This window comes from Streptomyces longwoodensis, from assembly GCF_001514125.1.
Classification (GTDB): domain Bacteria; phylum Actinomycetota; class Actinomycetes; order Streptomycetales; family Streptomycetaceae; genus Streptomyces; species Streptomyces longwoodensis.
In genome coordinates this window covers 194638-216351 of sequence record NZ_KQ948557.1, presented here as the reverse complement: position 1 = coordinate 216351, position 21714 = coordinate 194638, and the positions used below count along the sequence as shown (strand labels likewise).

Annotated in this window: 17 protein-coding genes; 8 read left to right on the top strand and 9 right to left on the bottom strand. The window is 67.1% G+C overall.

Annotation, left to right across the window (positions count from 1 at the left end; translation table 11 throughout):
* Nucleotides 1–7: 7 nt before the first annotated feature.
* Entirely contained in the window at nucleotides 8–1168 is a 1161-nt protein-coding gene (locus tag AQJ30_RS24035) for an ABC transporter substrate-binding protein (protein WP_159052374.1), read from the bottom strand.
* A 286-nt stretch (nucleotides 1169–1454) separates the two neighbouring features.
* On the opposite strand from AQJ30_RS24035, the gene gcvPA reads away from it, so the two are divergent.
* The 5 genes from gcvPA to AQJ30_RS24010 all read left to right on the top strand — a co-directional run bounded on the left by gcvPA (nucleotide 1455) and on the right by AQJ30_RS24010 (nucleotide 7311).
* On the top strand, nucleotides 1455–2813 hold the full coding sequence (gcvPA, locus tag AQJ30_RS24030) for an aminomethyl-transferring glycine dehydrogenase subunit GcvPA (protein ID WP_067237686.1): 1359 nt from the start codon (nucleotides 1455–1457) through the stop codon (nucleotides 2811–2813).
* The gene (gcvPB, locus tag AQJ30_RS24025; RefSeq protein ID WP_245727049.1) at nucleotides 2810–4444 is read left to right on the top strand and encodes an aminomethyl-transferring glycine dehydrogenase subunit GcvPB; all 1635 of its coding nucleotides are present in this window, start codon (nucleotides 2810–2812) and stop codon (nucleotides 4442–4444) included. The genes gcvPA and gcvPB overlap by 4 nt, the downstream gene beginning before the upstream one ends.
* 41 nt (nucleotides 4445–4485) lie before the next feature.
* Nucleotides 4486–5757 carry an ATP-NAD kinase family protein gene (locus AQJ30_RS24020; protein WP_245727048.1) on the top strand — a complete coding sequence of 424 codons (1272 nt, stop codon included), beginning with the start codon at nucleotides 4486–4488 and terminating at the stop codon, nucleotides 5755–5757.
* Between the two features lie 92 nt (nucleotides 5758–5849).
* Nucleotides 5850–6596, top strand: coding sequence for an SDR family NAD(P)-dependent oxidoreductase (locus AQJ30_RS24015; protein WP_067237683.1), 747 nt, complete (start codon nucleotides 5850–5852; stop codon nucleotides 6594–6596).
* Nucleotides 6597–6669: 73 nt separating this feature from the next.
* Entirely contained in the window at nucleotides 6670–7311 is a 642-nt protein-coding gene (locus AQJ30_RS24010) for a GntR family transcriptional regulator (RefSeq protein WP_079084248.1), read from the top strand.
* A gap of 426 nt (nucleotides 7312–7737) precedes the next feature.
* On the opposite strand, the gene AQJ30_RS38500 is transcribed toward AQJ30_RS24010, so the two are convergent.
* From AQJ30_RS38500 to AQJ30_RS24000, 3 genes are all read right to left on the bottom strand, one after another.
* The gene (locus AQJ30_RS38500) at nucleotides 7738–8175 is read right to left on the bottom strand and encodes a hypothetical protein (RefSeq protein WP_159052373.1); all 438 of its coding nucleotides are present in this window, start codon (nucleotides 8173–8175) and stop codon (nucleotides 7738–7740) included.
* Nucleotides 8176–8252: 77 nt separating this feature from the next.
* Nucleotides 8253–9251 carry a helix-turn-helix domain-containing protein gene (locus tag AQJ30_RS37185; protein WP_159052372.1) on the bottom strand — a complete coding sequence of 333 codons (999 nt, stop codon included), beginning with the start codon at nucleotides 9249–9251 and terminating at the stop codon, nucleotides 8253–8255.
* Nucleotides 9252–9508: 257 nt separating this feature from the next.
* Nucleotides 9509–10189, bottom strand: a complete 681-nt coding sequence (locus AQJ30_RS24000; RefSeq protein WP_107119694.1) for a DNA alkylation repair protein — start codon at nucleotides 10187–10189, stop codon at nucleotides 9509–9511.
* A gap of 82 nt (nucleotides 10190–10271) precedes the next feature.
* Between AQJ30_RS24000 and AQJ30_RS23995 the strand changes: the two genes are divergently transcribed.
* Complete coding sequence (locus AQJ30_RS23995) at nucleotides 10272–10676, top strand: ArsR/SmtB family transcription factor (RefSeq protein ID WP_211279108.1); 405 nt, start codon at nucleotides 10272–10274, stop codon at nucleotides 10674–10676.
* Entirely contained in the window at nucleotides 10673–11341 is a 669-nt protein-coding gene (locus AQJ30_RS23990) for an SRPBCC family protein (protein WP_245727046.1), read from the top strand. Before AQJ30_RS23995 ends, AQJ30_RS23990 begins: the two co-directional genes overlap by 4 nt.
* A 373-nt stretch (nucleotides 11342–11714) precedes the next feature.
* On the opposite strand, the gene AQJ30_RS39475 is transcribed toward AQJ30_RS23990, so the two are convergent.
* The 4 genes from AQJ30_RS39475 to AQJ30_RS23975 form a co-directional block, all read right to left on the bottom strand.
* Complete coding sequence (locus AQJ30_RS39475) at nucleotides 11715–12167, bottom strand: DUF6283 family protein (RefSeq protein ID WP_079084246.1); 453 nt, start codon at nucleotides 12165–12167, stop codon at nucleotides 11715–11717.
* Between the two features lie 248 nt (nucleotides 12168–12415).
* Nucleotides 12416–12937, bottom strand: a complete 522-nt coding sequence (locus AQJ30_RS23985) for a hypothetical protein (RefSeq protein WP_159052371.1) — start codon at nucleotides 12935–12937, stop codon at nucleotides 12416–12418.
* Nucleotides 12934–13560 carry a hypothetical protein gene (locus tag AQJ30_RS23980; RefSeq protein WP_067237671.1) on the bottom strand — a complete coding sequence of 209 codons (627 nt, stop codon included), beginning with the start codon at nucleotides 13558–13560 and terminating at the stop codon, nucleotides 12934–12936. The genes AQJ30_RS23985 and AQJ30_RS23980 overlap by 4 nt, the downstream gene beginning before the upstream one ends.
* Before the next feature lie 92 nt (nucleotides 13561–13652).
* Entirely contained in the window at nucleotides 13653–14321 is a 669-nt protein-coding gene (locus tag AQJ30_RS23975; protein ID WP_067237669.1) for a hypothetical protein, read from the bottom strand.
* Between the two features lie 280 nt (nucleotides 14322–14601).
* Here AQJ30_RS23975 and AQJ30_RS23970 point away from each other — a divergent pair, with 280 nt between their 5' ends.
* Nucleotides 14602–16986 (top strand): nSTAND3 domain-containing NTPase, encoded by a 2385-nt coding sequence (locus AQJ30_RS23970; protein ID WP_067237666.1) that lies wholly within the window; start codon nucleotides 14602–14604, stop codon nucleotides 16984–16986.
* Nucleotides 16987–17294: 308 nt separating this feature from the next.
* On the opposite strand, the gene AQJ30_RS38980 is transcribed toward AQJ30_RS23970, so the two are convergent.
* Entirely contained in the window at nucleotides 17295–21713 is a 4419-nt protein-coding gene (locus AQJ30_RS38980; protein ID WP_211279090.1) for a hypothetical protein, read from the bottom strand.
* Nucleotide 21714: the final 1 nt, after the last annotated feature.

Sequence of the window (21714 nt, the reverse complement as noted above, 5' to 3'; positions counted from 1 at the left end):
GGGGTTCCTAGCCCGCCAGCTTGCGGCCTGTGGCTGCCGCTATCTGGCGTGCCGCCGAGTGCAGGACACCGGCCGGGTCCGCGCCGTTGTGCAGGACCTTGTTGACCGCGGTGTTCATGATGTCGCCCGCCTTGGCGTCGTCACCTGTGTACCGGACGGGCGGGATGTCGCGCACCAGGCCGGCGAACAGCGCCATCGTCTTCTGGCTGCCGGCGTAGTAGGGGTCGGGGTCGTTGAGCGACGGATCTTTAAGGGCCGGCAGGTACGCGGGGAAGAGGCCCTCTTGGTGCAGCATCGACGCCTGGTTCGCAGGGTCGGCCAGCAGGAACTCCATGAAGGTCCAGGCCAGTTCGGGGTTCTTGCTCTGGCTGGTGACTGCCAGGGTGGAACCACCGGAGTTGGAGGTCTGCACGCCGCCGTCAGTGAAGGCGGGCAGCGGCACGACACCGAAGCGTCCCTTGAGGTCCGGCATCTCGCTGGTGAGGGTGCCGTCCCACCACGCCGCGGTGGGCGTGGTCGCCGTCTTGCCGTCGTGGGTGGCCGACACCAGGCCGTCCCAGCCGTTCTCGAAGTCGACCAGTCCGCGGTCGACGAGCTGCTTCATCAGGGTCAGGGCACGCACGGCGGCCGGGGTGTCCACCGCGACCCTGCCGTCCTTGAACCACCCCTGGCCCTGTTGCTGGAGCAGCATGGACAGCGTGGTGTCTTCGCGGCTGTCCATGACCAGCAGCCTGTGGCCGGTCCGGGCCTTGATGGTGACGCCGGCCTGGATGAACCGGTCCCAGGTGGTCAGCTCCCCCGGGTCGACACCCGCCCGGCGGAAATAGTCGGTGCGGTGGAACAGGCCGCAGGGGCCGCTGTCCCATGGCAGGGCGAAGGCGTGACCCCTGGTGTCGGTGACCGTTGCCCATGCGGCCTGGCTGAACGAGGTGCGATACCGGGCCGCTCTGTCGGTGATGTCGACCAGGCCGTCGGGGTAGGCCGCGATGTACGAGGGCAGTTTGTAGCCTTCGACGGTGATCACGTCCGGCAGCCCGCTGCCGGCGCCGAGTCCGACGGTGATCTTGTCGTAGGCGTTGTCGTAGCCGATGTCCACCACCTTGACTGTGGTGCCGGGGTGGGACTGCTCGAAGGACTTCCCGAGGCGGGTCATCGCCTTCGCCGCCACGTCCCAGGACCAGATTGTGATCTTCCCCTTGGGTGCGGCGCCGGACGCCGTCGTGAGGGGCTTCGCCTTCGGATGCGCCCCGCCGCCCGTGGCGCATCCGGTGGCTCCGACTGCCAGGAGCGCGCCTCCTGAGAGGGCTGTGGCCAGCACTTGGCGACGTGATGTGCTTCCCACGTCCCGGTCTCTCATACTTGCCTCCTGCACTCTGAATGAATAATGCTGTATACAGAACTCAGAGTGCACAGTGTTCGTCAAGGCATCGGACCGAAATCCCGGAAGGCGCCGCATGGACGTGCCCCCTCGTGCCACCCACCCCTACATTCCCAACGCGTCACCTCCGGCGCGGGAGGCGATGCTCGCCGAGATCGGCGCGGGCTCCGTTGAGGACTTCCTCGTCTCCATACCTCAGCACCTGCGCATGGACGGTCCTCTGGCGCTGCCGGCCCCGCTCCGTTCAGAGGCCGAACTCAGTGCGCACATGGAGGAGTTGCTGGCCCGCAATACTGCTGTCCGGCCGGGCCGCAGCTTCCTGGGGCACGGCTGTTACCGCCATCACGTGCCGGCCGTGGTCGACGAAGTCGTCAACCGCAGCGAGTTCCTCACTGCGTACGCCGGCGAGCCGTACGAGGACCACGGCCGCTTCCAGGCACTGTGGGAGTACCAGTCGCTGATGGCCGAGCTGCTGGACACCGAAGTGGTCAACGTCCCCACATACGACGGATTCCAGGCCGCCGCGACCGCGTTGCGTATGGCAGGCCGGTACACGGGGCGCCGCCGGCTGGTGCTGGCCGGCGACATCCCGGCCGACCGGCTGTCGCGGATCCATGACTACGTCCAGGACGCGTACGAACTGGTGCGCGTGCCGGCCTCGCCGGACGCCGTCCGCGCCGAGCTCGCCGCGGGTGACGTGGCGGCGGTGTACACGGCGGTGCCCGACGCCTCCGGCCGCATCGAGCCGTGCGCACCCGAACTCGTCACGCTCGCCCACGAGTGCGGAGCGCTCGCGGTGGTCGACGTCAACCCGCTGAGCCTCGGTGTGCTCGCGCCGCCCGCCTCCTACGGCGCCGATCTGACGTGCGGCGACCTGCAACCGCTGGGCCTGCACCCGAGTTTCGGCGGCAACCACGCCGGATTCATCGGCAGCCTCGACGACGAACGTCTCGTGGCGGAGTACCCCAGCAGGCTGTTCGGCCTGGTCCCGACCGGCGTGGACGGCGAGTACGGCTTCGGCGACGTCGCCTACGAACGGACGTCCTTCGCGCGGCGGGAAGAGGGCAACGAGTGGGTCGGGACGGCCGCGGCACTGCACGGCATAGCCGCCGGGGTGTACCTGGCGCTCATGGGCCCGCACGGCATGCGGGAGATCGGCCAGACCATCCTGGCCAACACCGCCTACGCCCAGCAGCGGATCGCCGAGGTACCCGGCATCGCCCTGCCCGACCCGGAGGCCGTGCACTTCGCCGACTTCACGGTGGTGTACCAGGGTGAGCGCACCGCTGCGCAGATCGCCGCGTCCCTGCTGGAGCGCGGAATCCACGGCGGAACGCCCGTGAACGAACGAGCATCGCGCTACTGCGTCACCGAAGTCCACACCAAGGCCGACATCGACGACCTGGCCACCGCCCTCGAGGAGCTCGTGAAGTGACGCGCGCAGTGAACGGGGACGCCACCGGCGTCGGCACACCGGACGTGGCGCAGGCGCGTGTCGCCGCCAAGCCGGCGACACGCCGCTTCCACCAGGCCCGCTGGGACGAGAAACTCATTTTCGAACTCGACGCGCCCGGCGAGCGCGGCGTGCTGGTGCCGGCCCCGGATCCCGACGTCGCCGCTGCGGCGGGCGATCTTGCCGAACGCCTGCCCTCGGCTCTGCTGCGCCGCACTCCGCCGGGACTCCCGGAGATCGGCCAGCAGCGGGTGCTGCGCCATTACCTGCGTCTGTCCCAGGAAAACCTCGGCGCCGACCTCAACGTCGATGTCGGGCAGGGCACGTGCACGATGAAGTACAGCCCGAAGGTCAACGACACCTTTGTCCGCGACCCCCGGATCGCGCAGTTGCACCCCGCCCAGGACGGGAACACGACCCAGGGCGTCCTCGAGATCATCTACCGGCTGGAACGCCTACTGGCGGAGATCTCCGGGATGGACCGGGTCAGCCTGCAGCCGGCCGCGGGCTCGGCGGCCATCTGGGCCAACGTGTCGATGATCCGCGCGTGTCTGGCGGCACGCGGCGAGTCGGGAACGCGCGACGAGGTCATCACCACGTCCTTCTCGCACCCGTCCAACGCGGCGTGCGCCAAGACGGCGGGCTTCCGGGTGATCACACTGCCACCGGATGCCGACGGCTACCCCGACATCGAGGCACTGCGGGCCGCGGTCGGCCCGCGGACGGCGGCTTTGCTGATCACCAATCCGGAGGACACCGGGATCTACAACCCGCGGATCGACGAGTTCGTCCGCCTGGTGCACGACGCCGGCGGACTCTGCTCCTACGACCAGGCGAACGCCAACGGTCTGCTCGGCATCACCAGAGCCCGCGACGCCGGTTTCGACCTGTGCCACTTCAACCTGCACAAGACGTTCTCCACACCGCACATGTGCGGCGGACCCGCCGCCGGCGCGTCCGCCGTGACGGCGGAGCTGGCTCCGTACCTGCCCCGGCCCACCGTGGAGTTCGACGGCACCCGCTACCGGCTCGACGACGACCGGCCCGAGTCCATCGGCAAGACACGGCCCTTCTACGGCGTCGTGCCGAACCTCGTCCGGGCGTACGCGTGGATCATGGCGCTCGGAGCCGACGGGCTGCGCGAGGTCGCCGAGACGGCGGTGCTGAACAACAACTACCTGGTGCACAAGGTGCTCGGCATCCACGGGGTGTCCCTGCCGTATGCCGAGGGACAGCCGCGGCTGGAGCAGGCGCGCTACAGCTGGCGGCAGCTCAACGAGGAGACCGGTGTGCACACCGGGGACCTCGGGCTGCGCATGGCCGACTTCGGCACGCACTACTGGACCAGCCACCATCCCTACGTCGTCCCCGAACCGATGACACTCGAACCCACCGAGTCCTACTCCCGCGCCGATCTCGACGAGTACGCCGCGATCCTGGCGGAGGTCGCGCGCGAGGCGTACGACGATCCGGACACCGTCCGCACTTCCCCGCACCGCGCCCCGGTCCACCGCAACCGTGAGGGCTCGCTCGACGACCCGCACGCCTGGGCAGTCACCTGGCGCGGCTACCGGCGCAAGGTGCTGGGCGAGACGTCCCAGGACGGCACATGATGATCTCCCTTCCGGGGACCGGGGGCCATGCCTCGGAGGGGGTGGCCGCTGAGGGGGCGGCCACCGGGCCGGCGATCGGGTTGGTTGTCAACCCGATCGCCGGACTCGGCGCGCGGGTCGCACTGAAGGGGAGCGACGGCACAGATGTCCAGGCGCGTGCGCGGGAGCTGGGCGCTGCGCCGGCCGCGACCGGGCGGGCGGCGCTGGCCCTCATGGAACTAATGGCCCGGCTGCCGCCGGGCACCGCCGCGCCGCGGTTGCTGACCGCGGCCGGCGCGATGGGCGAGGACGCAGTGCACGCGGCCGGACTGTCCGCGCAGTGCGTCTACGACCCCGGGCCTGGTCCGACCAGCGCCGCCGACACCGCACGCGCCGTGGCCGCCCTGCTCTGCGCCGGCGTGGGTCTTCTCCTCTTCGCCGGCGGCGACGGTACAGCCCGCGACATCCTGGACGCGATGCCCGGCGGGCTGCGTGCCGCGGCCCGGGCGTCCGCCACTATGACCGGCTCACCACGAACCGGAGCACCGGACGGCATCCTGCACCGGCCCCGTGACAGCTGTGGTCCCCGCGGGGTTCCCGTCGTCGGGATTCCTGCGGGCGTCAAGATGCACTCCGCGGTCTTCGGGGTGCATCCGCGGGCCGCGGGTCAGGCGGCCGCCGCCTGGACCGGCGGACGAAGCGGGGTGAAGGCCGCGGAGGTTATGGACCGGAACGAGGAGGCACTGCGGGCGGGCCGCGTGGTGACCCGGCTCTACGGATGGCTGACCGTACCGGACGAGCCGGTGCGCATCCAGCAGCGCAAGATGGGAAGTTCCGCGCCCGACGCCGACGCCGTGGCGGGCATCGCCGCCGGACTCGCCGAGCGCGTCGGGGCCGGCGCACTGGTCGTCCTCGGCCCCGGGACGACCACCCGTGCCGTCGCCGCCGCGCTCGGCGCACACGATGCCACGCTGGCCGGCGTGGACGTCCTGCGAGTGGAGTCCGCGGGCCCGTGCGCCGCCGCCCGCGTCATACTGGCCGACGCCCGGGCCGACCAGCTGCTCGCCCAGCCCGACCTGTGGATCGCCCTGTCCCCCATCGGCGGCCAGGGCTTCCTGCTCGGCCGCGGCAACCAGCAGGTTAGTCCGGACCTGCTGCGCACAGCCGGCCGAGAACGCCTAGCCGTCCTCGCCACCGAGGCCAAGCTGGCCGCACTCGGCGGACGCCCGCTGCTGGTCGACACCGGCGACCCCGTACTCGATGAGGAGCTGTCCGGGTACGTTCGCGTGATCACCGGCCGCCGCAGCAGCGCCATGCACCTTTTGTCACCCTGATCTGCCGGAGACCGCCGAGATCCCCGGTCCTCGGCGGTCCGGCCCGCGCACCTCTCACCCCGAGAACCCGACGACACCCCAGGGAGCCCACTGTGATCGATCTCCAAGGCAAGCGCGCCCTCGTCACGGGAGCCGCCTCCGGCATCGGCCGCGCCACCGCGGCCCTGTTCGCCGAACTGGGCGCACAGGTACTGCTCGCCGACGTCGACTCCGAGCGCGGCGAGCAGGCCGCCAAGGACGTCGGCGGCGTGTTTGTACGCTGCGACGTCTCCCGCCGCGCCGACTGCGAGGAGGCGGTGCATACGGCAGTGTCCCAGTTCGGCGGCGTCGACGTGCTGTTCAACAACGCCGGGATCATCCGCCGCTCGACGGTGTGCGAGATCACCGACGACGACTGGGACCTGGTGATGGCCGTCAACGTCCGGGCCATCATGGTGCTCAGCGGTCTGGTGGTCCCGCTGATGGCAGCGAACGGCGGCGGCGTCATCGTCAACACCGGCTCCGGGTGGGGCGTCAAGGGCGGCGCCCGCGCTATCTCCTACTGCGCCTCGAAGGGCGCGGTGGTCAACATGACCCGGGCGATGGCGATCGACCACGGGCCGGACAACATCCGTGTGGTGTGCGTGTGCCCCGGGGACACCAACACGGGCATGCTGGCGGAGGAGGCCCGGCAGCTCGGCGAGAGCGCCGACGTCTTCTATGCCGACGCGGCGGACCGGCCGCTGGGACGAATCGGTACACCGCAGGACATTGCGCGGACGGTTGCCTTCCTCGCGAGTGACGCCGCGGCCTTCGTCAGCGGCGCGGTCGTCACCGTCGACGGAGCCGGCACGGCGTAGTCCCCTACTCTTTTGCCGGTACCGGTGGCCGCCCCACCAGGGGCAGGACCGCATGAGGAGAGGAGAGTGGCACGTGGCGATCGAGCGCCGTCCCATGCGAGAGCAGGTGATCGACGAACTCCTGGAACGGCTGGGCACGGGTCGCTTCACGCCCGGAGAGACGATCAACGAGGTACAGCTCGCCGAAGATCTGGGGGTCAGCCGCACACCACTGCGGGAGGCGCTGATCAGCCTGGAACGCGAGGGGATCATCGTCAGTGAGCGCGGTCGGGGATTTCGCTTCGTGCCCACCAGCGCGGCTCAGTTGCGGGATTTGACCGAGGTGATCATCGCGCTGGAGTGTCTGGCCCTGCGTTCTTCGGATGCCGAACACCTCACTCGCATCGCACCGGAGCTCCTGGAGCGCGCCCGGGAATTCTCCGCCCCAGAGGCCCAGCACGGTGCGATCGAACGCTACGACGTCCAGTGGCACGCGTTCCTGCTCTCTGGCTGCCGCAACACCCGGCTGATGGAGTTGATCGACTCCCTCAAACTGAGCTTGCACCGCTACGAGCGTGCCGTCGTCGGCGACCAGGACATCATGGCGCGCTCGGCCGAGGAGCACGAACGCATCGCTCAGTGCCTCCTCGATGGCGACGTGGAGGGCGCCGCCACCGCTTTGGAGACCAACTGGACCAGCGGCATGGAACGCATCATCGAGCGCCTGGTGTCCTGAACGTCGCCTCACGCATCCTGGGTTGCGGTGTGTCCGGTCCCGATCGGTCGCTTCCCCTCTGGAACCGTATGCGGTCTGATCCAGCGGGCGCCCCGACGCTCATCGCCGGAACGAGCACGAGCCGTCCGCACCTGCGCAGGTGCGGACGGCTGCGCGATGACCGCAGGGATGCCCCAGCGCTGCAGGAGGCTGCGGAGGGCGTGTGAGGAGTACGCACGGTCGGCCAGAACAGCCAGGATCCGGGTCAGGGGCCTGCCTGGACCGGTGGCGGAGCATGCGAGATACGGGGTAGCGCCGTCTCGAAGGCGGGCGCGTCACCTGCCTGGCCTGCGGGTGACTGTGAAGGCGAGGGGGTGGGGTGTGCGCGGCCGTCCGCAGGCAGGTGAACAGGGGGCGGAGTGTCAGCCGTGCAGCATCTGGGCGTTGTTACCACCAGCGGCTGCAGAAGGACACACCGCTTGCCCCGGGGCGGTGCAGACACACCCGGAGCAGCACTCGCTTGGTGTACTTGTAGGGCCTGCTAAATGTCCGTGTCCCGGATGTCTCACCGAGCCTGAAGATCCTGCCGTCGGTGCTCACCTCGACGAGTACGTTGCGGTTGCCCGGAGCGTGGTAGTGGTGGACGGTTCCCGAGACGGTGCCGCGGTATCGGCCCGGCCAGCCCGGCTGTGCTGTCCAGGTCTTCTTCACGTCGGCGAAGCCGTACCCTCGCTCGGTCCACAGCCGGGTGTGGGCGGAGGCGGCGGGCTGGGCGGCTGATGTTGTGCGGTGGCCGACCGCGTCAGCGGGTGTGGCTGCGGTGACTGCCAGCCCGCCGAACAGAGCAGCGGCCGATGCCATTCCGATGCGCGAACGCATGTTCATCCTGTTCCCCTTTTCCGTTACAGCCGGTACGGCCGGCTGTGGCTGTCCGATCATCACAGGGGGATATCCGCAGCGCCTTAGCCAGGTGTGCCAGGTACTTGGCTTGGTGCGCCAGCCTGAGTGCCGTGGTGGAGTACTTGGTTCCGGTAGTTGCTGGGGGTGATGCCATGCACAGCCCGGAAGGCGCGGGTGAAGTCTGCGGGGCGGGGAAATCCCCAGCGTGCACCGATGGCCTGGATCGGAGTGTGGCGCTTCAAAGGGTCAGCCAGGTCTCTGCGGCAGCGTTCCAGGCGCTGGCTGCGCATCCAGGAACGGACAGTCACCCCGTGCTGCCGGAAAAGCCGGTGCAGTGAGCGAACCGACATGTGGTGGGCTGCCGCTACCTCACCCGCAGTAAGAGAACTGTCGCACAGGTGACGCTCGATAAACGAGAGGATCTGCGTGTACAGAACACGCTGGCGGGATTCGGGGGGAATGTCACTCTCACGCTCCAGGAAGTGCGCCATTGCAGCGGTGACCAGGTCCAGACTCACGTTGCCCAGTCGTGCGGCATCCTGCGGCGTGTGGCTCGGGCCGTCCTCTGTCAGATGGGTGAGGAAGGCTGTCAGCAGGCGCCCCATGCCCTGATCGCCGGGAAGAGCTCGGCAGATGAGCTGACTGATGTGGCGGGCCGGCAGGGGAAGCAGCGCGCGGGGGAAGTGGATGAGGATGTTCCCGCCGTCAGCGTAAGACTCGAAGGGGTGGGAGCTTTCGAGGAACACGAGTTCACCCGGCCGGGGCGTAGTATGTTTGCGATTCTGCTCGACCACATGTGAGCCGCAGTTCGTAACGCAGCAGACAATGATCTCCGGGTCTGAAACGCGGATCAGCTTCGGGGTCCTGCTTGTGAGGTAGGACGAATACGCCATCGCTGAAACCTGAGCCGCCCCCAGCGACATCGTGCTGACCCACCCACGAAAAACATTGTCACCGACCAACTTGAAGGACGTCGGCATCACCGCATCCGCGGTCGCTTTTTCCCACGCTGAAAGAGCATCCCGTGCAGGGAAGTCGTTGCTGTCGAAAACCTTTTCCACGGTTTTCTCCCACCGACCTCACGGACTGGCGCCGCACTCAGCTCTGCGTATCAGACTCCGGCGGGCCGTCCTTTCGTTCGTATCCATCTCAGATGGTCCTCCCGAATCAGGTCAGACTGCTGGACATCCCGGTCACGTGACTCGAATAAGTGCTTCCGGTGGCGTTTCCTGGCGTACTGCTGTGGAGATCCTTCCGGTGCCGTCCACGGTGGTGCGTCTCCAGCCGCCTCTCCTGCACCAGGGCGCCACTGGCTTCATCAGTGCCCCTGCCGACGCTCCTTTCGGCCCACCATCTCGGCGATCCAGACGGGGACGAACGGGGAGGTGCAGTTCGGCGGCGTCGGGTAGTCCTTGAGGACCCCGAGCCGTTCACCGATGCCGATCGCCCGGCTGCGGTGCGCTGGGTGCTTGATCCCGATGTTCCCCAGGCACTCGTTCATCGCCCATTGCAGCGGCTCGGGCGCGCTCTTCATCTCTGCCTCTATGACATCGAGCAGGCCGGCGAGATCGACGCCCTCCGGGTTCTTCACAACGCGCGTCGTGGTCAGCATCCATCCGGCGCTCGCGACCACGGGATCAGGGTCCAAGAGCCATGCCGCGCGCAGCGCCTCACAGTGCGGGCTCTTCTTCACGACGTAGTTCACGAGCCAGTCCCGGACCTTCGGCGCCTGCGCCGAGCGCAGCATGGCGTCCAGGTCGCCGAGCTTGAAGGCACTCGGGCAGCAGGTCAGGGTGGAGAGCAGTTTCGCCGCACTGTCACCCGTGGCCCAGAGGTCGAGCGCGAGCTCGTGCTGGGTCCCCAGTTGCTTGGCGAACGCCCTCAGACTGCTCAGATTCACCGCGTGGCCGTCGCCACGCTTCTCGTTGCCCGCGCGGATGCGGGGATCCTCGAGCTCTCGCAACTCCCCCAGCACCTCACTCAGGCTCAAGCCGGTCATCATTCCTCCCACGCTCCGCGCGATCCTCGACATCGCCGCACCTGCAGCATATAGGTGTTGACTTATATAAACAGACTCCTATATTTGGGATGTGCACGCATTCGACGTCCTCGGTGACCCGGTCCGCCGTCGCATCCTGGAGCTGCTGGCCGACGGTGAGCAGACCTCCGGCTCTGTGACCGCGACGATCCGCGCGGAGTTCGGCATCTCCCAGCCGGCGGTCTCCCAGCATCTGCGGGTACTGCGCGAGAGTGGCTTCGCGACGGTGCGGCCCGAGGGCACCCGAAGGCTGTACGCAGTCAATCCCGGCGCCCTGCAGGAACTCGATGCGTGGCTTAACCGCTTCCGCGGGATGTGGGACCAGCGCCTCGACGCACTGGCCACCGAGCTCGCCCGCGGCAAACGCGAGCGCCGCATCGCCCAAGCCAGGGCATCAGAGACCGGCAGCGCCGCGAACATCGATCGAGAGGAAACGGATACCCCGTGAACATCGATATCGCGAACCAGATCGCGGCCATCGCACGCGCAGTTGCACGGCTCCCGGGAGGAGCGGAGGACGCCGGCGAATGCGTCGGCGTATCGCTGCGCCGCACCTACGACTCAGCAGTTGAGGACGTCTGGGACGCCGTGACCGACCCCGATCGGATCAAGCGCTGGTTCATGCCCATCAGCGGCGACCTGCGCGTCGGCGGGACCTTCCAACTCGAAGGCAACGCCGGTGGAGAGATCCTCGCCTGCGAACCGCCGCGGCTGGTGCGGCTGACCTGGGGAGGACCGAGGAGCATCGTCGAATTGCGCCTCGTAGAGGACGGCGACGGCACAGCGCTCGAACTCGACCACACCGTGCCCATCGAGATGGCGCAGAGCGGAGCGGGCGCGCTGTGGGTCGGCCCCGGATGGGACGGGGCGTTGATGGGGCTCAGCCTGTTCCTCAGCGGCGAATCCATCGGGGACCCGACCGTAATGGCGGCCTCCGGTGAGGTGCAGGCTTTCTCCAAGGAGTCGGTCGGTGCGTGGGCTGCGGCCGTGGACCGCTCGGGCACTGCGACCGCGGATCAGCTGGCACAGGCCACCACGATCTCCCTCGCGCAGTTCGCACCAGACCTCGCGGTCCCGGACACCGTCAGAAGGTCAGACCCTGCCGGTTCCTGATGTTGGGCATGAGATTGAAGCCCTCACATCGGTCCGGTAATCCGCCTTTCCACGCCACTGCCCACACGCGTGGAGTCTGTTGTTCGAACAGGCCCGCCCCGGCAGGATGCCCACGCATGCGAACGAGATCGCTCGGTGTTCATCAGCCACGACAGATCGGGGCACGGGCAGACCGTCCAGCCTCGTCGCGGGGGCCGACGGGCCCCTGGCAAGCCGTAGACACGGTGTATCGATCGTCGGCTGCTGTCGGCGGGCAAGCGCCGCCCTTTTCTCCGCAACGGCCCCGGCACGGAACCTGAGCCAGCAGCGCCAGGTGCCACTACCCGCTACCGCGAAAGGGCACCGCCGTGGTCTCCGCAGTCCTCGGCCGTGATCAGTGATCCCCGGAGCGCTTCAGCACCAGATCGCTTCGGGTTCGAGTGATCTTGTCGATGAGACGGCGGGCTTCCTCGGTCGGCGCGTCAATGCCTGTCTCACCATGTGCGGCGGCTTCGCTGCCAGAGGAGAACAGTGGCACTGGCGATGTGTAGTCGGCTACGGCCTCAAACGTGGCCTCATCAATACGCCCGTCAAGAAGAGCCAGCCGCAGGGCAAGCAGCCCACGGCCTTCGTGGCATCCGGCCCAGCCGGCACAGACACGACGGACAGTGCTGTCAGCATCGGCCTGATGGCACTGGAAGAGCCCTGTGGGTTGATCGGGAGTGTCAGCGTCATAGCGGCGGAGCTTGGCATACTCCTCACTGGCCCAGATTCCCGCAGGTACATCGCGTCGGTAAGGACAGCTCTCGCAGGGCCGCTGTGCAGGAGGGCGAAGTGATGAGGACATGCAGCCAGTATGGTCCGAAGACCGTGATCGGAGTCGCCCCTTCGTCGTCATGATGGGCGCTGTATCGGAGACAACTCCCCCGCTGTGATTGGCCGAGCTGTCAGGCTGGGCGGCAGCGACATGTGCTGCCGTAAGCCGCGCTGCACTCCGCACTGGTCCTCAATGGTCAGGCGTGACCGACAGCGCTCTCGCTGCGGGGCAAGTCGCGGACAGACCCTGCCGTGGAACGAGTGGCGGAACCGGGGAAGTTACTGGCTGGCTTCGTCGGAACGGGCCGGGGCGCGGCGCACCAGCATGACCTCATGCGGCCGGGGCTGGTTTCTGTCGAGGACTCCCAGGATGACGGGCTCGAGCCCGAGTCTCAGTGTGGCGTTCTGCAGGGTTTCGCGGAGGTAGGGGTGTGCCGTGAAGTAGGTGTTGTGCTCCACGTACGCGCTGACGACGTCCTCGGGGAGGTCAGGTCCTTCATCGAGGGCATAGTCGATGATCAGGACTATTTCGACTTCGGCGAGTGTCTGCTCGTCGAGGTCGCGCAGTGTCACGGTCTGGTTGACCCGGGCAGCGAAACGGGGCGGCTCAAGCAGGACTTCGCACGGACCGCTGTGGATCTGGATGCTATTGACGTCGAACGGCGGGTCTCCCAGGCTTTCCGCTCGTAGCCGTTGTACACGAACATCCGTGAGGTGAAGCCGGCCGTGGAGGTGGGCGACTTGCTCCCGCAGATCGTCCTGCGACGTCTCCACGGCCTGATCGGTGTTGACGGAGTTCACCGCTTGCCGCCGGTGCATGTGAAGCGCCGGGCTGTCGGAGTGGGTGAGGCGTCCTCTTCCAGCACAGTGCTCATCACTGCCAAGGTGCGGGCGACTCCGGCTGTAGCAGGCTGCCATCGGGGTTGAGGACGGCTTTGCAGCGCGGCGTTCAGGCGCGTTACCTGCTCGGGGGTGAGGTAGGCGGTGTCTGGTTCGAGATCCAGGCAGTAGTGGGTCTTGAGCCATGTGAGAACTTCGGGCCATGTCCAGATCTTGGTGGCTGTGCGGCCCTGGCCTACTTCTGCCCGAGGGGCTGGGAACGGCTCGCTTGCGGCGCGTCGTTTTCCTGCCGCCCACAGGCGGACAGCTTCGTGGGTCAGGCCGGCCCGGGCCGCGATGTCGGCGAGCGAGACGAACTGCTCGTCGACGCGTTCCACACGGGCTTGCGGCAGAGCTCGCTTGATGCTGAGCGCTGCTGCTGCCGCTGCAGCGACTGGGTCTGCAGCGGACGTGTAGAACGTCGCGATGACCTGTCCGCCGGTCTCGTGCCATCCGAAGTCGGACAGGCTGAGCGCAAGCTGCTCGATGGTCGCGTCGTCGTTCAAGCTGATGTTGCGGACGATCAGCGGAATGTGCGTCTCCACGGAGTACCCCCTCCTCCTAGAATCACCATACCCGCTCGTTGGACTTCTCCAACAGATTAAGCAGCAGGTGACCGGTTCGCATTCCAGCGCGGCTAGAAGTGACCGGAGAGGTCCGTCACACGTGTCCTGACCTGTGTGATCCTCTCCTGGAGAGGGACGCTGTGATCACCGGCAGGAAGACGCCCGGCGAGCTGCTCAGCCTCGTCAGCGTGTGTTGACGCATCAGAGATCAAAGCGCCTACCTCCTCTGATGCGGGCGGGTATCCCAGCTGCCGGCCTTCCGGCAGCGTCTCGTAGGCCTCGACCGTGAGCCTGTCGCCGTCCGCCTCCCGCTGCAGGGCCTGGGTCAGCTTTTCAGCTTCATCGGCCGCCGTAGCGGCTCCTTGCAGAAGCTCTTCGGCTTCAGCTTGCTTGTCCGCGGCTTGCAGCAGACGACTTGCCGCATCCAGGAGCGCCTCGGCCCGGTCGAGCAGTACACCGGCCCTGACCAGGATCTGCCCGGCTTCCGCGGCCGCAAGGTGGTCACACCGTTCAACGGTTCTGCGTGCAGTGCGGGCTGCGGATTCCCCGCTCGTTCCCGTGCTGAAGATCGGGACTGTGCAGGGGTTGTCTTCGCTTGGATCGCACACGATGCGGCCCCAGGCGTGTCCATCGAGGTACTGCAGGTGCCACCCGGCGGACCGCGCCAGGTCGATGGTTTCCCTCCACCATGATTTTTGGTGTCTGGGCCATTGCTCCTGCGGCTGATACCAACGGCTCACCGCATTCCTCCGTCCCCCCGCCGCTCCCCCTCGCGCGACTGCGTCCCACGGCAGCCGGTAACCAGTGTCTCACTGTGAGCGCAGACAGATGTACAGCAGTCGACTGTCCGTCTGAGAAGAGATCATCCGGCCTGTCAGGCGCAGCATCTCGGCAAGCAGTTCGTACAGCGTGGCCGCCGTGACGCTGGCCGCCCGTGAGGGCCGGTGGTGGTGTGGTGGTGGTGTGGTACGACCTTCTGGGGGCGGCCGGCCCCAGTCGGTGCGCTGCAGATGGTGAGAGGTGAGCGGAATCGCTGCTCCAGACTATGACTTCGCGAGCTTGTCGCCCTATGACTTCGAAGTGTTCGTCCGTGACTTGCTCTCCGCTCAGGACCGGTTGGTGTACTCCACTTTTCGGGTGGGGGCGGACGGGGGCATCGACCTGAAGGCAGTCTCGGACGAGGGCTGGGTGGTGGCGCAGTGCAAGCACACGCCCTCTGCGGACAGGGGCTCAGTGCTCCGGGCCGCCAGGAAGGAGGCGGGCAGAGCAGCAGGCATGGGCTTCGTGCCGGTCCGATACGTCTTCGTCACGTCTGCCGACCTGACCCCTGCCAGCGAGAGGGAGACGCGGGAGGCACTGTCGGGAGTTGCCGGGACAGTGGAGGTGCACGGGCGGGGGTGGCTCAATGCCGTGCTCGCTTTACACCCAGAGGTCGAGCGGCGTCATTTCAAGCTGTGGATCTCCTCGACGCAGGCCGTACGCGCCATGATGCAGGACGGGGTCTTCCTTCGCGGCGAGTCCAGGATCCAGCGTATTGAGCGCAACTACCTGCGTTTCGTGCATCACGAGGCCTGCGAGGTCGCTAGGTTCACGCTCGAGCAGCACGGCTGTGTGCTGCTGAGCGGGGCGCCCGGAGCAGGCAAGACAACGATCGCTGAGTATCTGTTGCTGCTGTGGTGGCACCGCGGCTTTCGGGTGATCGTTGACCCGCGGACTGTCGATCAATGGTGGGCGTGGCTCGAGGACGACACTCCCACGGTGTTCTTCTTCGACGACGTCTGGGGCCAGACACACCATCAGGACCACGGTTCACGCCACCATGAGACCGACATGTCCGAGTTCATCGAGTCGATAGTGGAGCGGCAGACCGGCAGCACAACGGCCAAGGTCCTGATCATGACGAGTCGAGTACAGGTCCTGCAGGAAACAGTGCGGCTCAGTGATGCGTCCCGACGCGCCATGGACCGGCTCGCGCACTGCCATGTCACGGTCGAACGCCTCCCCTACGACATACGCGGCCGGATGCTGTTCAACCACGTCCACCTCGCCATAACCGATCCGCAGGCTCGCCGTGATCTTGCCGCCTCGTCCTGGTGGCAGCAGGTGGTCGGCCACCGGAACTACTCCCCTCGTCTCGTGGAACTCGTCGTACGGCGCAACAGAGCAAGGAGTGCTCAAGAGCTGATCGACGACCTGGACGAGGCTCTGGAGAACCCTTTCGAGATCTGGGGCACGAGTTTCCGGGCGCTTCCGCTGGTCGACCAGCAGTTGCTGCTGACGCTGTCGCTGATGGACTCGCAGCTGGCGCCATGGCAGGAGGTTGTCCAGCGGCTGGGAGGAATCCCGTTGTCAGACTCTCACGTTGATGCCGCGCTCGAGCGGCTCGACGGTTCGTGGATCACCAAGGGTTTCCACGCGGGCAACCGGATACTGGCTCTGGCTGATCCCAGCCAACGGGACTTCCTCATCCGGTACCTGTCCGTGAGTCCCGGCGCGATGACAGCCATCATCAAAAACGCTGTATCGGTCGACGATCTGATCACTGTGTGCAGGCGTGGCGAAGCCATCGAGCTGGAGAACAACCTGCGGCTGTTCTCCAGTGGTGAAGACCTGTTCCGCAGCGTTCTCGACATGTGTGCACGGGAGTTGCTGGCCCGGCTGCGGGAACTGTGGGATCTCTACCCGTGCGACGCGGCGGATCTCGCCGGCGGCAGCATCCGGGAGGTGACCTCGCTCGTCGAAGCCCTGACGCTGATCGTGCGCTTCCACGGGGACCGTTACAAGGCGGCGGGAGCAGCGCTGCCGGGCGGCTGGTTCGCCGGCGCCATGTCCCGTGTCGCCCTGCTCGTTGACAGCGTGGGCATGACATCCATCGAGCCGCTGGCGGAACTCGTCACGGAACTTGCTGCAGCGGTCGAGGATGCAACTCCCCTGTGGCCGGCGCGCCACCCGCTCACCGGGGCCATCTCTGAGATCCGCGCCGTCATTGATTACACCTGGTGCAGGCACGAACCGAGGATCGCCCGTCATCAGGACACCAGCTATGAAACAGACCTGGCCGGAGCACTGGTCCGGTATGCCGACTCACTGGCCGGCCTCGGTCTGGGGCCGACCATCGACACGTACTCTCCCGCCGACGTCGACGCCTACCTGGCGCATCACCTCGAAGACTACGACCCGAACGAGGTAGCCGAGCAGATCGACTCGATCGAGGACGTCGTCGGATGGAACTTCGCCGACACCCGCGAGCGTCTAGCCCCGCTGCTCGACACCGACGAGGAACCAGCCCTGTCCCCACCCGGACGGACCCCGACGGCGTTGCCCCGTCCTACCTCTATTGTCGCACCCCCTGCTGACCCCCATGCCTCCCTGGCAGCCCTGTTCCGTTCCTTGGGTACGCCGTAGGTCCGGCAACGGCTCGGCATGGTCGCCGGTGCGAGCCTTGTGGTGCCCTTGCTCATCGGGAAGGCCCTTCGGCGCCCCAGAGATGGCCAGCGGACAATCGGTGCACTGCAAACACCGACCGCAGCCGTCGTCTGATCGATAGGCGACAGCGCTGCGGACCGGCTGCCCCTGCCTGAAGGCTGTACGCAGCAGGTCGTCTGGCCGTCAGCCGCTACCCGCAGCCCTGGGTTGCCGACGGCGCATCCAGTCGCACCACCACCTACACCCCCGACAAGGTCAGCATCTGGAGGGGGCATGGTCGCGCAGCGCTACGACGAGGGTGGGTCCGGTGCTGTCTGCCGCTCTCGGTGCCGGCACAGCGCCTCTCCGAGCGACGGTCGGCCCCAGCTCTCGCTGTGGGCCGCCGCCAACCATGCCTCAGCGTGGGCCGCCACCGCCTCAGCGTCCGCGGGAGCGAGGTCGAGCCGGTCGAGCAGAACGGCCAGGACGTCTGAGGCCTCAGGATGGGTGCCGTAGGAGTCCAGCCATTCCAGTGCGCGCCGGGTGGCGCCGAGCCGGTATGCGTCGTCCAGCCTCGGGTTGCCGAGCACCGATCCCAAGAGCCGGCCCAGGTTCCGGGGGTCGGTTGCGTTGATCCAGTGTGTGGCCTGCTCCAGTGCTTCTAGTGCGCGGGAGAGTTGGTCGGCCCGGAGGTCGTCGCGTTTCAGCAGGACGTCCAGCACGCCGATCTTCGTGGTCGGCGGGGTGGGACTCTCCAGCCAGCGGAGGGCCAAGCGGACGATGCGGCACTGGTGTTCCGGGCCAAGGGTGAGGCGTAGCAGGCCGATGACCAGCCCGCGGTCGGAGGGTTTTTCGTCGTCCTCCAGGACTTGAAGCCCATACTCAGCGAGATGAGCTGCCCGGCCTGCATCCAAGTCGCGCCGGAACCGGATGCCCTGCAGTAGAGCTGCTCCATGCTCGGGTCTGGCGTCGAGCAGGGCGAGGAGGTAGTCGATGCGTGCAGCGTATTGGTCGGGGTCGATGTCATGGCCTGTTGTCAGTGCCGAGACGACGTGGGGGGCGCCTACGGCGGTGGGGTTTTTCTCAAGCCAGCTCAGCGCCCGGTCGACTGCGTCGCCGGGCTGTCCGGCATCTCGGCGCTGCAGCAGTGGGACGATAACGTGTGAGGCGTGCGGGTAATCTCCATGGAGGTCCAGCCATGTGAAGGCGAGCGTCTCAACGGGCTTGGGCCAGTTGAGGGCGAATTCGGGACGCTGGAGCAGCCAGGGAAGTACGAAACGAGCGTTCTCGGAGGGTAGGTGGTCGTGGATCCATTCCTGCGCTGCCTTCCCGATCGTCCTGGCCTCTTCTTCCGTGAGACCAGTCAGTCCGAGAAGCGGGTCCAGGACGAAGGAGGCTTCCTGTCGTGTTCCATGGATGTCTAGCCAGTCGAGTGCTAAACCGACAGCCCGGGAGGCATGACCGTCAAGGAATCTACGGCGTTCCAGCAGCGGTCCCAACAAGTATGTTGCCTCGAACTCACGTCCGGTTGCCTCCAGCCAGTCCAGTGCCCGTTCGACGGCATCGCGGATAGCGTCGGGTCCGATGCCGTGACACCGCAGCACATGGGCCAGTGTGTTCCGCACCAGGACGGGGTCATGCGTGTCGTCGAGTAAGGCCAGGACGGTGCGGGCTGCTTTGTCGACGTGCTTGCCGGCGGCCTCGGGATGAAGAAGCGCAGCCATGACATATGCACCGCCGCGGTCCAGGCCGTGTCGGCTGAGCCAGTTCACCGCGCTCTGGCTCAGCTTTTGTTTGGCTTCCCGATCCATGTCGGATCGGGCTAGCAGAGAACTGAACAGGAACTTGGCGTCAGCTGTCGCGCCGTGCTCGTCCAGCCATGCCTGAGCGGCACTGACCGCCGATGCTGCCCGCCGGGCACCGAGGTCTTGGCGGAGGAGGAGTTCGGCGAGCACGTAAGTTGCCCGACGGGTCCGTGCATGAAGGCCCAGCCAGTCGAACGCATGGTCGAGTACGACCGTTGCGTCCGTGTTCTCGTAGCGGCACCGGGCCAGTAAGGGCTCCAGCACGAATGAGGCGTCGATGTCCTTCCAGTGCTTCTTCAGCCATGCGTGGGCACGCCGCGTCACACGGCCTGCCTGGTCGGCTTGGAGGTTTTCACTGCGTAACGCTGCATCCAGCACCATCGCGGCTGCCGAAGGCGGTGGCTGAGCACCGAGCCACGCCAGGGTCCGCCTGATTGCGTGGCTCTGGGATGCCTCGTCGAGATCCTTGTGGAGCAGCAGTGGCCGCAGTATCAGGCCGGCTTCCGGGTTGCGTTTGTTCCTGCCGATCCACCCGAGGGAGAAGGCGGTCGCTGCGGCCCCGCGGTCGGCGTCGAGGTCTTTGCGCCGCAGCAGGGAGGCCAGTAGCCGAGTACCTGCCTTGGTTGTGGTGCGTTGTTGTTCGAGCCACCTGAGCGCATATTCTGCGGCCTTGCCGCTGTCCTTGGTGGACACTCCGTCGGCTTCGAGCAGTACACGGAGCAGGTGGCTGACGTCACGGTTGATCCACTGCCGGTCCACCCATGCGAGGCAGGCGTCTGTGAGATGTTCCGACACGCCGCCGAAGGAGTTGTGTACGGCTCCGGCCAGGAGGGTTGCCGCCTGTCCGGGTTCACGCTGCTCGTTTTCCTCCAGCCAGGGCCTGGCCAGGCGGTCCCAGCTGTCGTCCACTCCTTTGCGCCAGGGCGGGCTCGACAGCATGGTGAGCATGAGGGATCGGCCGGCCTGCGGGTCACCGGCGATCAGTGAAGTCACCTGATCGATACTGCCCACGAGCCAGTTGGCGCAGGTGCGCTCCACTGTCCTGCGGTGTGCGTCTGAGAGATCGGCCATCCATCGCCGCAGGTGACGGGAGGCCACGCTGAAGGTCTGGACGCTGGCCAGGAACGCGGACAGCAGTGTCTTCAGCACGTCACCAAGGACTGTGTTGCCGCTGGGGAAGATGGCCATCCTCAGGAACTCGTCTGTGACGACGTCGTGGATGGTATCGAGGCCTTGACCGGATTCGACCAGCCAGCCGAGGTGCAGTAGTCGCCCGACCACACCTTCGGGTCCCTCCCGGAAGGTCGTGTCCGACCAGATGGCGAGGAATTGTTCCACGGCGTTTTCGACGGCGTCCTGGTCCTGCTCGCACGAGGCTGCGGCAACCGCCGAGGCCAGCAGCAGGGTTTCCTTGGCCGGCTCGTCGAAGTCCTGTTTGGTGCGCTGCTGCAGCCAGATGAGCAGGTCCACAGGCCGGGGCGGGCCGAGTTCGAGTGCGGTGGAACGGGCCTTGGGGCGGGACTCGAGTTCCTGTGCGATGAGCAGGGCGATGATCGGCCGCTGCCCGCACATCTTCAAGAGCCGCTGCGCGCCCCAGTCTTTGTCCTTGAGCAAGTCGGGTGCGACGTCCGTGAAGATCTGGTTGATCACCTTCTCCGTGTGGTCCGGGTCGCTTCGCAGGGGCACCTCGTCGAGGAGAAGGCCGACGCCGTTGTCCCTGAGCACGCCGAGCATGTTGGGCCGGGCCGACGCGACGCAGGCGACGCGGCCCTCTGGGTCCTCCGTTCTCAGTGCCTCGCCGAAGGCCGTGAGGTTCACACTTTCATAGCTGTCGAGGTAGTCGAAGATCAGCAGTATTCGTTGCCGTCCGGCCTGGTCCCGGATAGCGGCCATGACGTCGTCGGTCGTCACCTCGGGGGAACGAGCCACGTGCAGCACCTGCCATGGCGGTTGCTGCTCAAGCGCGGCTCTCGCGATCTCGAAGCACGTCCGGGTCTTGCCGACCCCTGCAGGGCCGGTCAGCAGGACGCCTCGTTTGGACTCCTGCTCCGGTGCGGAAACGGTCAGCCTGGTCAGCTTCCTGAACAGCCGCCTGGGGTCCGAGTCGTCAAGCGGGCTGACGAACCGGAGCCTGTTCTGGGTCAGGTAGGAGCCCTTGCCACCGAGTCGGGCCAGCTCGTCGGCGTGGGTGCGGATGTGCGGCGACAGCCGGGTGCAGTTTGCTATCCCGTCGGCGGTGACTGCCTCCAGCGTTGTCGTGGTGCCGGGGTATCCATGCTCGGTGACGAAGTCAGCGAAGCTGGGCAGACTCAGGGCCTCGTGGACCGGGGCGGCGTGCAGGCGTCTGTAGCCCACGGCCTGGTTATCCTCGACCACCACTCCCACCAGACGGCTGTGGCAGAAGATCGCCGCTCCTGATGCCCCCTGCCACGGGCGTTCTGTGCCTCGGCCGGAGGCCGGCCAGACGGGACAGTTCAGCACCCACCCCGACGACGAGGTGGAAATGGGCGGCAAGTCACCGCGCAGAAACTCGAAGTGTGCCGGGTTTTCGGCATCGGCCGCGAACGCGGGGAACCCGGCCCCCCTGAACGGGACTGGCGCGATCCCATCCGGCCGGCCCCAGCGCACCGGCGCTTCGCTGGTGTTGACCGGCTTGCCCAAGAGCCACAGCAGGGCGATGTCCGGGGCGTCGGCGGTCGGGGCTTGTCCTTGTGGATCCGGCCAGCACACCTTGGCATGTCGGTCTACCGGGCCAGCCCCGTAACGGGGATGCCCCACTTGCACCTCGATGCGTTCCGCCCACTGTCGTTCGGGACGCACGACGTGAAGAGCGGTTAGGACGAGGTGCGGGCCGATGAGGTAGCCAGAGCCGCAGCCGTCCGGATCGCCGGTGCGAACCAGGGCGAGGCGGTCCGGATCCATC

What these genes read in the sequence shown, in the direction of transcription:
- AQJ30_RS39475 (WP_079084246.1), bottom strand. Translation starts at nt 12,167, where the DNA reads ATGTCCTCATCACTTCGCCCTCCTGCACAGCGGCCCTGCGAGAGCTGT.
- AQJ30_RS38980 (WP_211279090.1), bottom strand. Translation starts at nt 21,713, where the DNA reads ATGGATCCGGACCGCCTCGCCCTGGTTCGCACCGGCGATCCGGACGGC.
- AQJ30_RS24000 (WP_107119694.1), bottom strand. Translation starts at nt 10,189, where the DNA reads ATGACCGGCTTGAGCCTGAGTGAGGTGCTGGGGGAGTTGCGAGAGCTC.
- AQJ30_RS38500 (WP_159052373.1), bottom strand. Translation starts at nt 8,175, where the DNA reads ATGAACATGCGTTCGCGCATCGGAATGGCATCGGCCGCTGCTCTGTTC.
- gcvPA (WP_067237686.1), top strand. Translation starts at nt 1,455, where the DNA reads ATGGACGTGCCCCCTCGTGCCACCCACCCCTACATTCCCAACGCGTCA.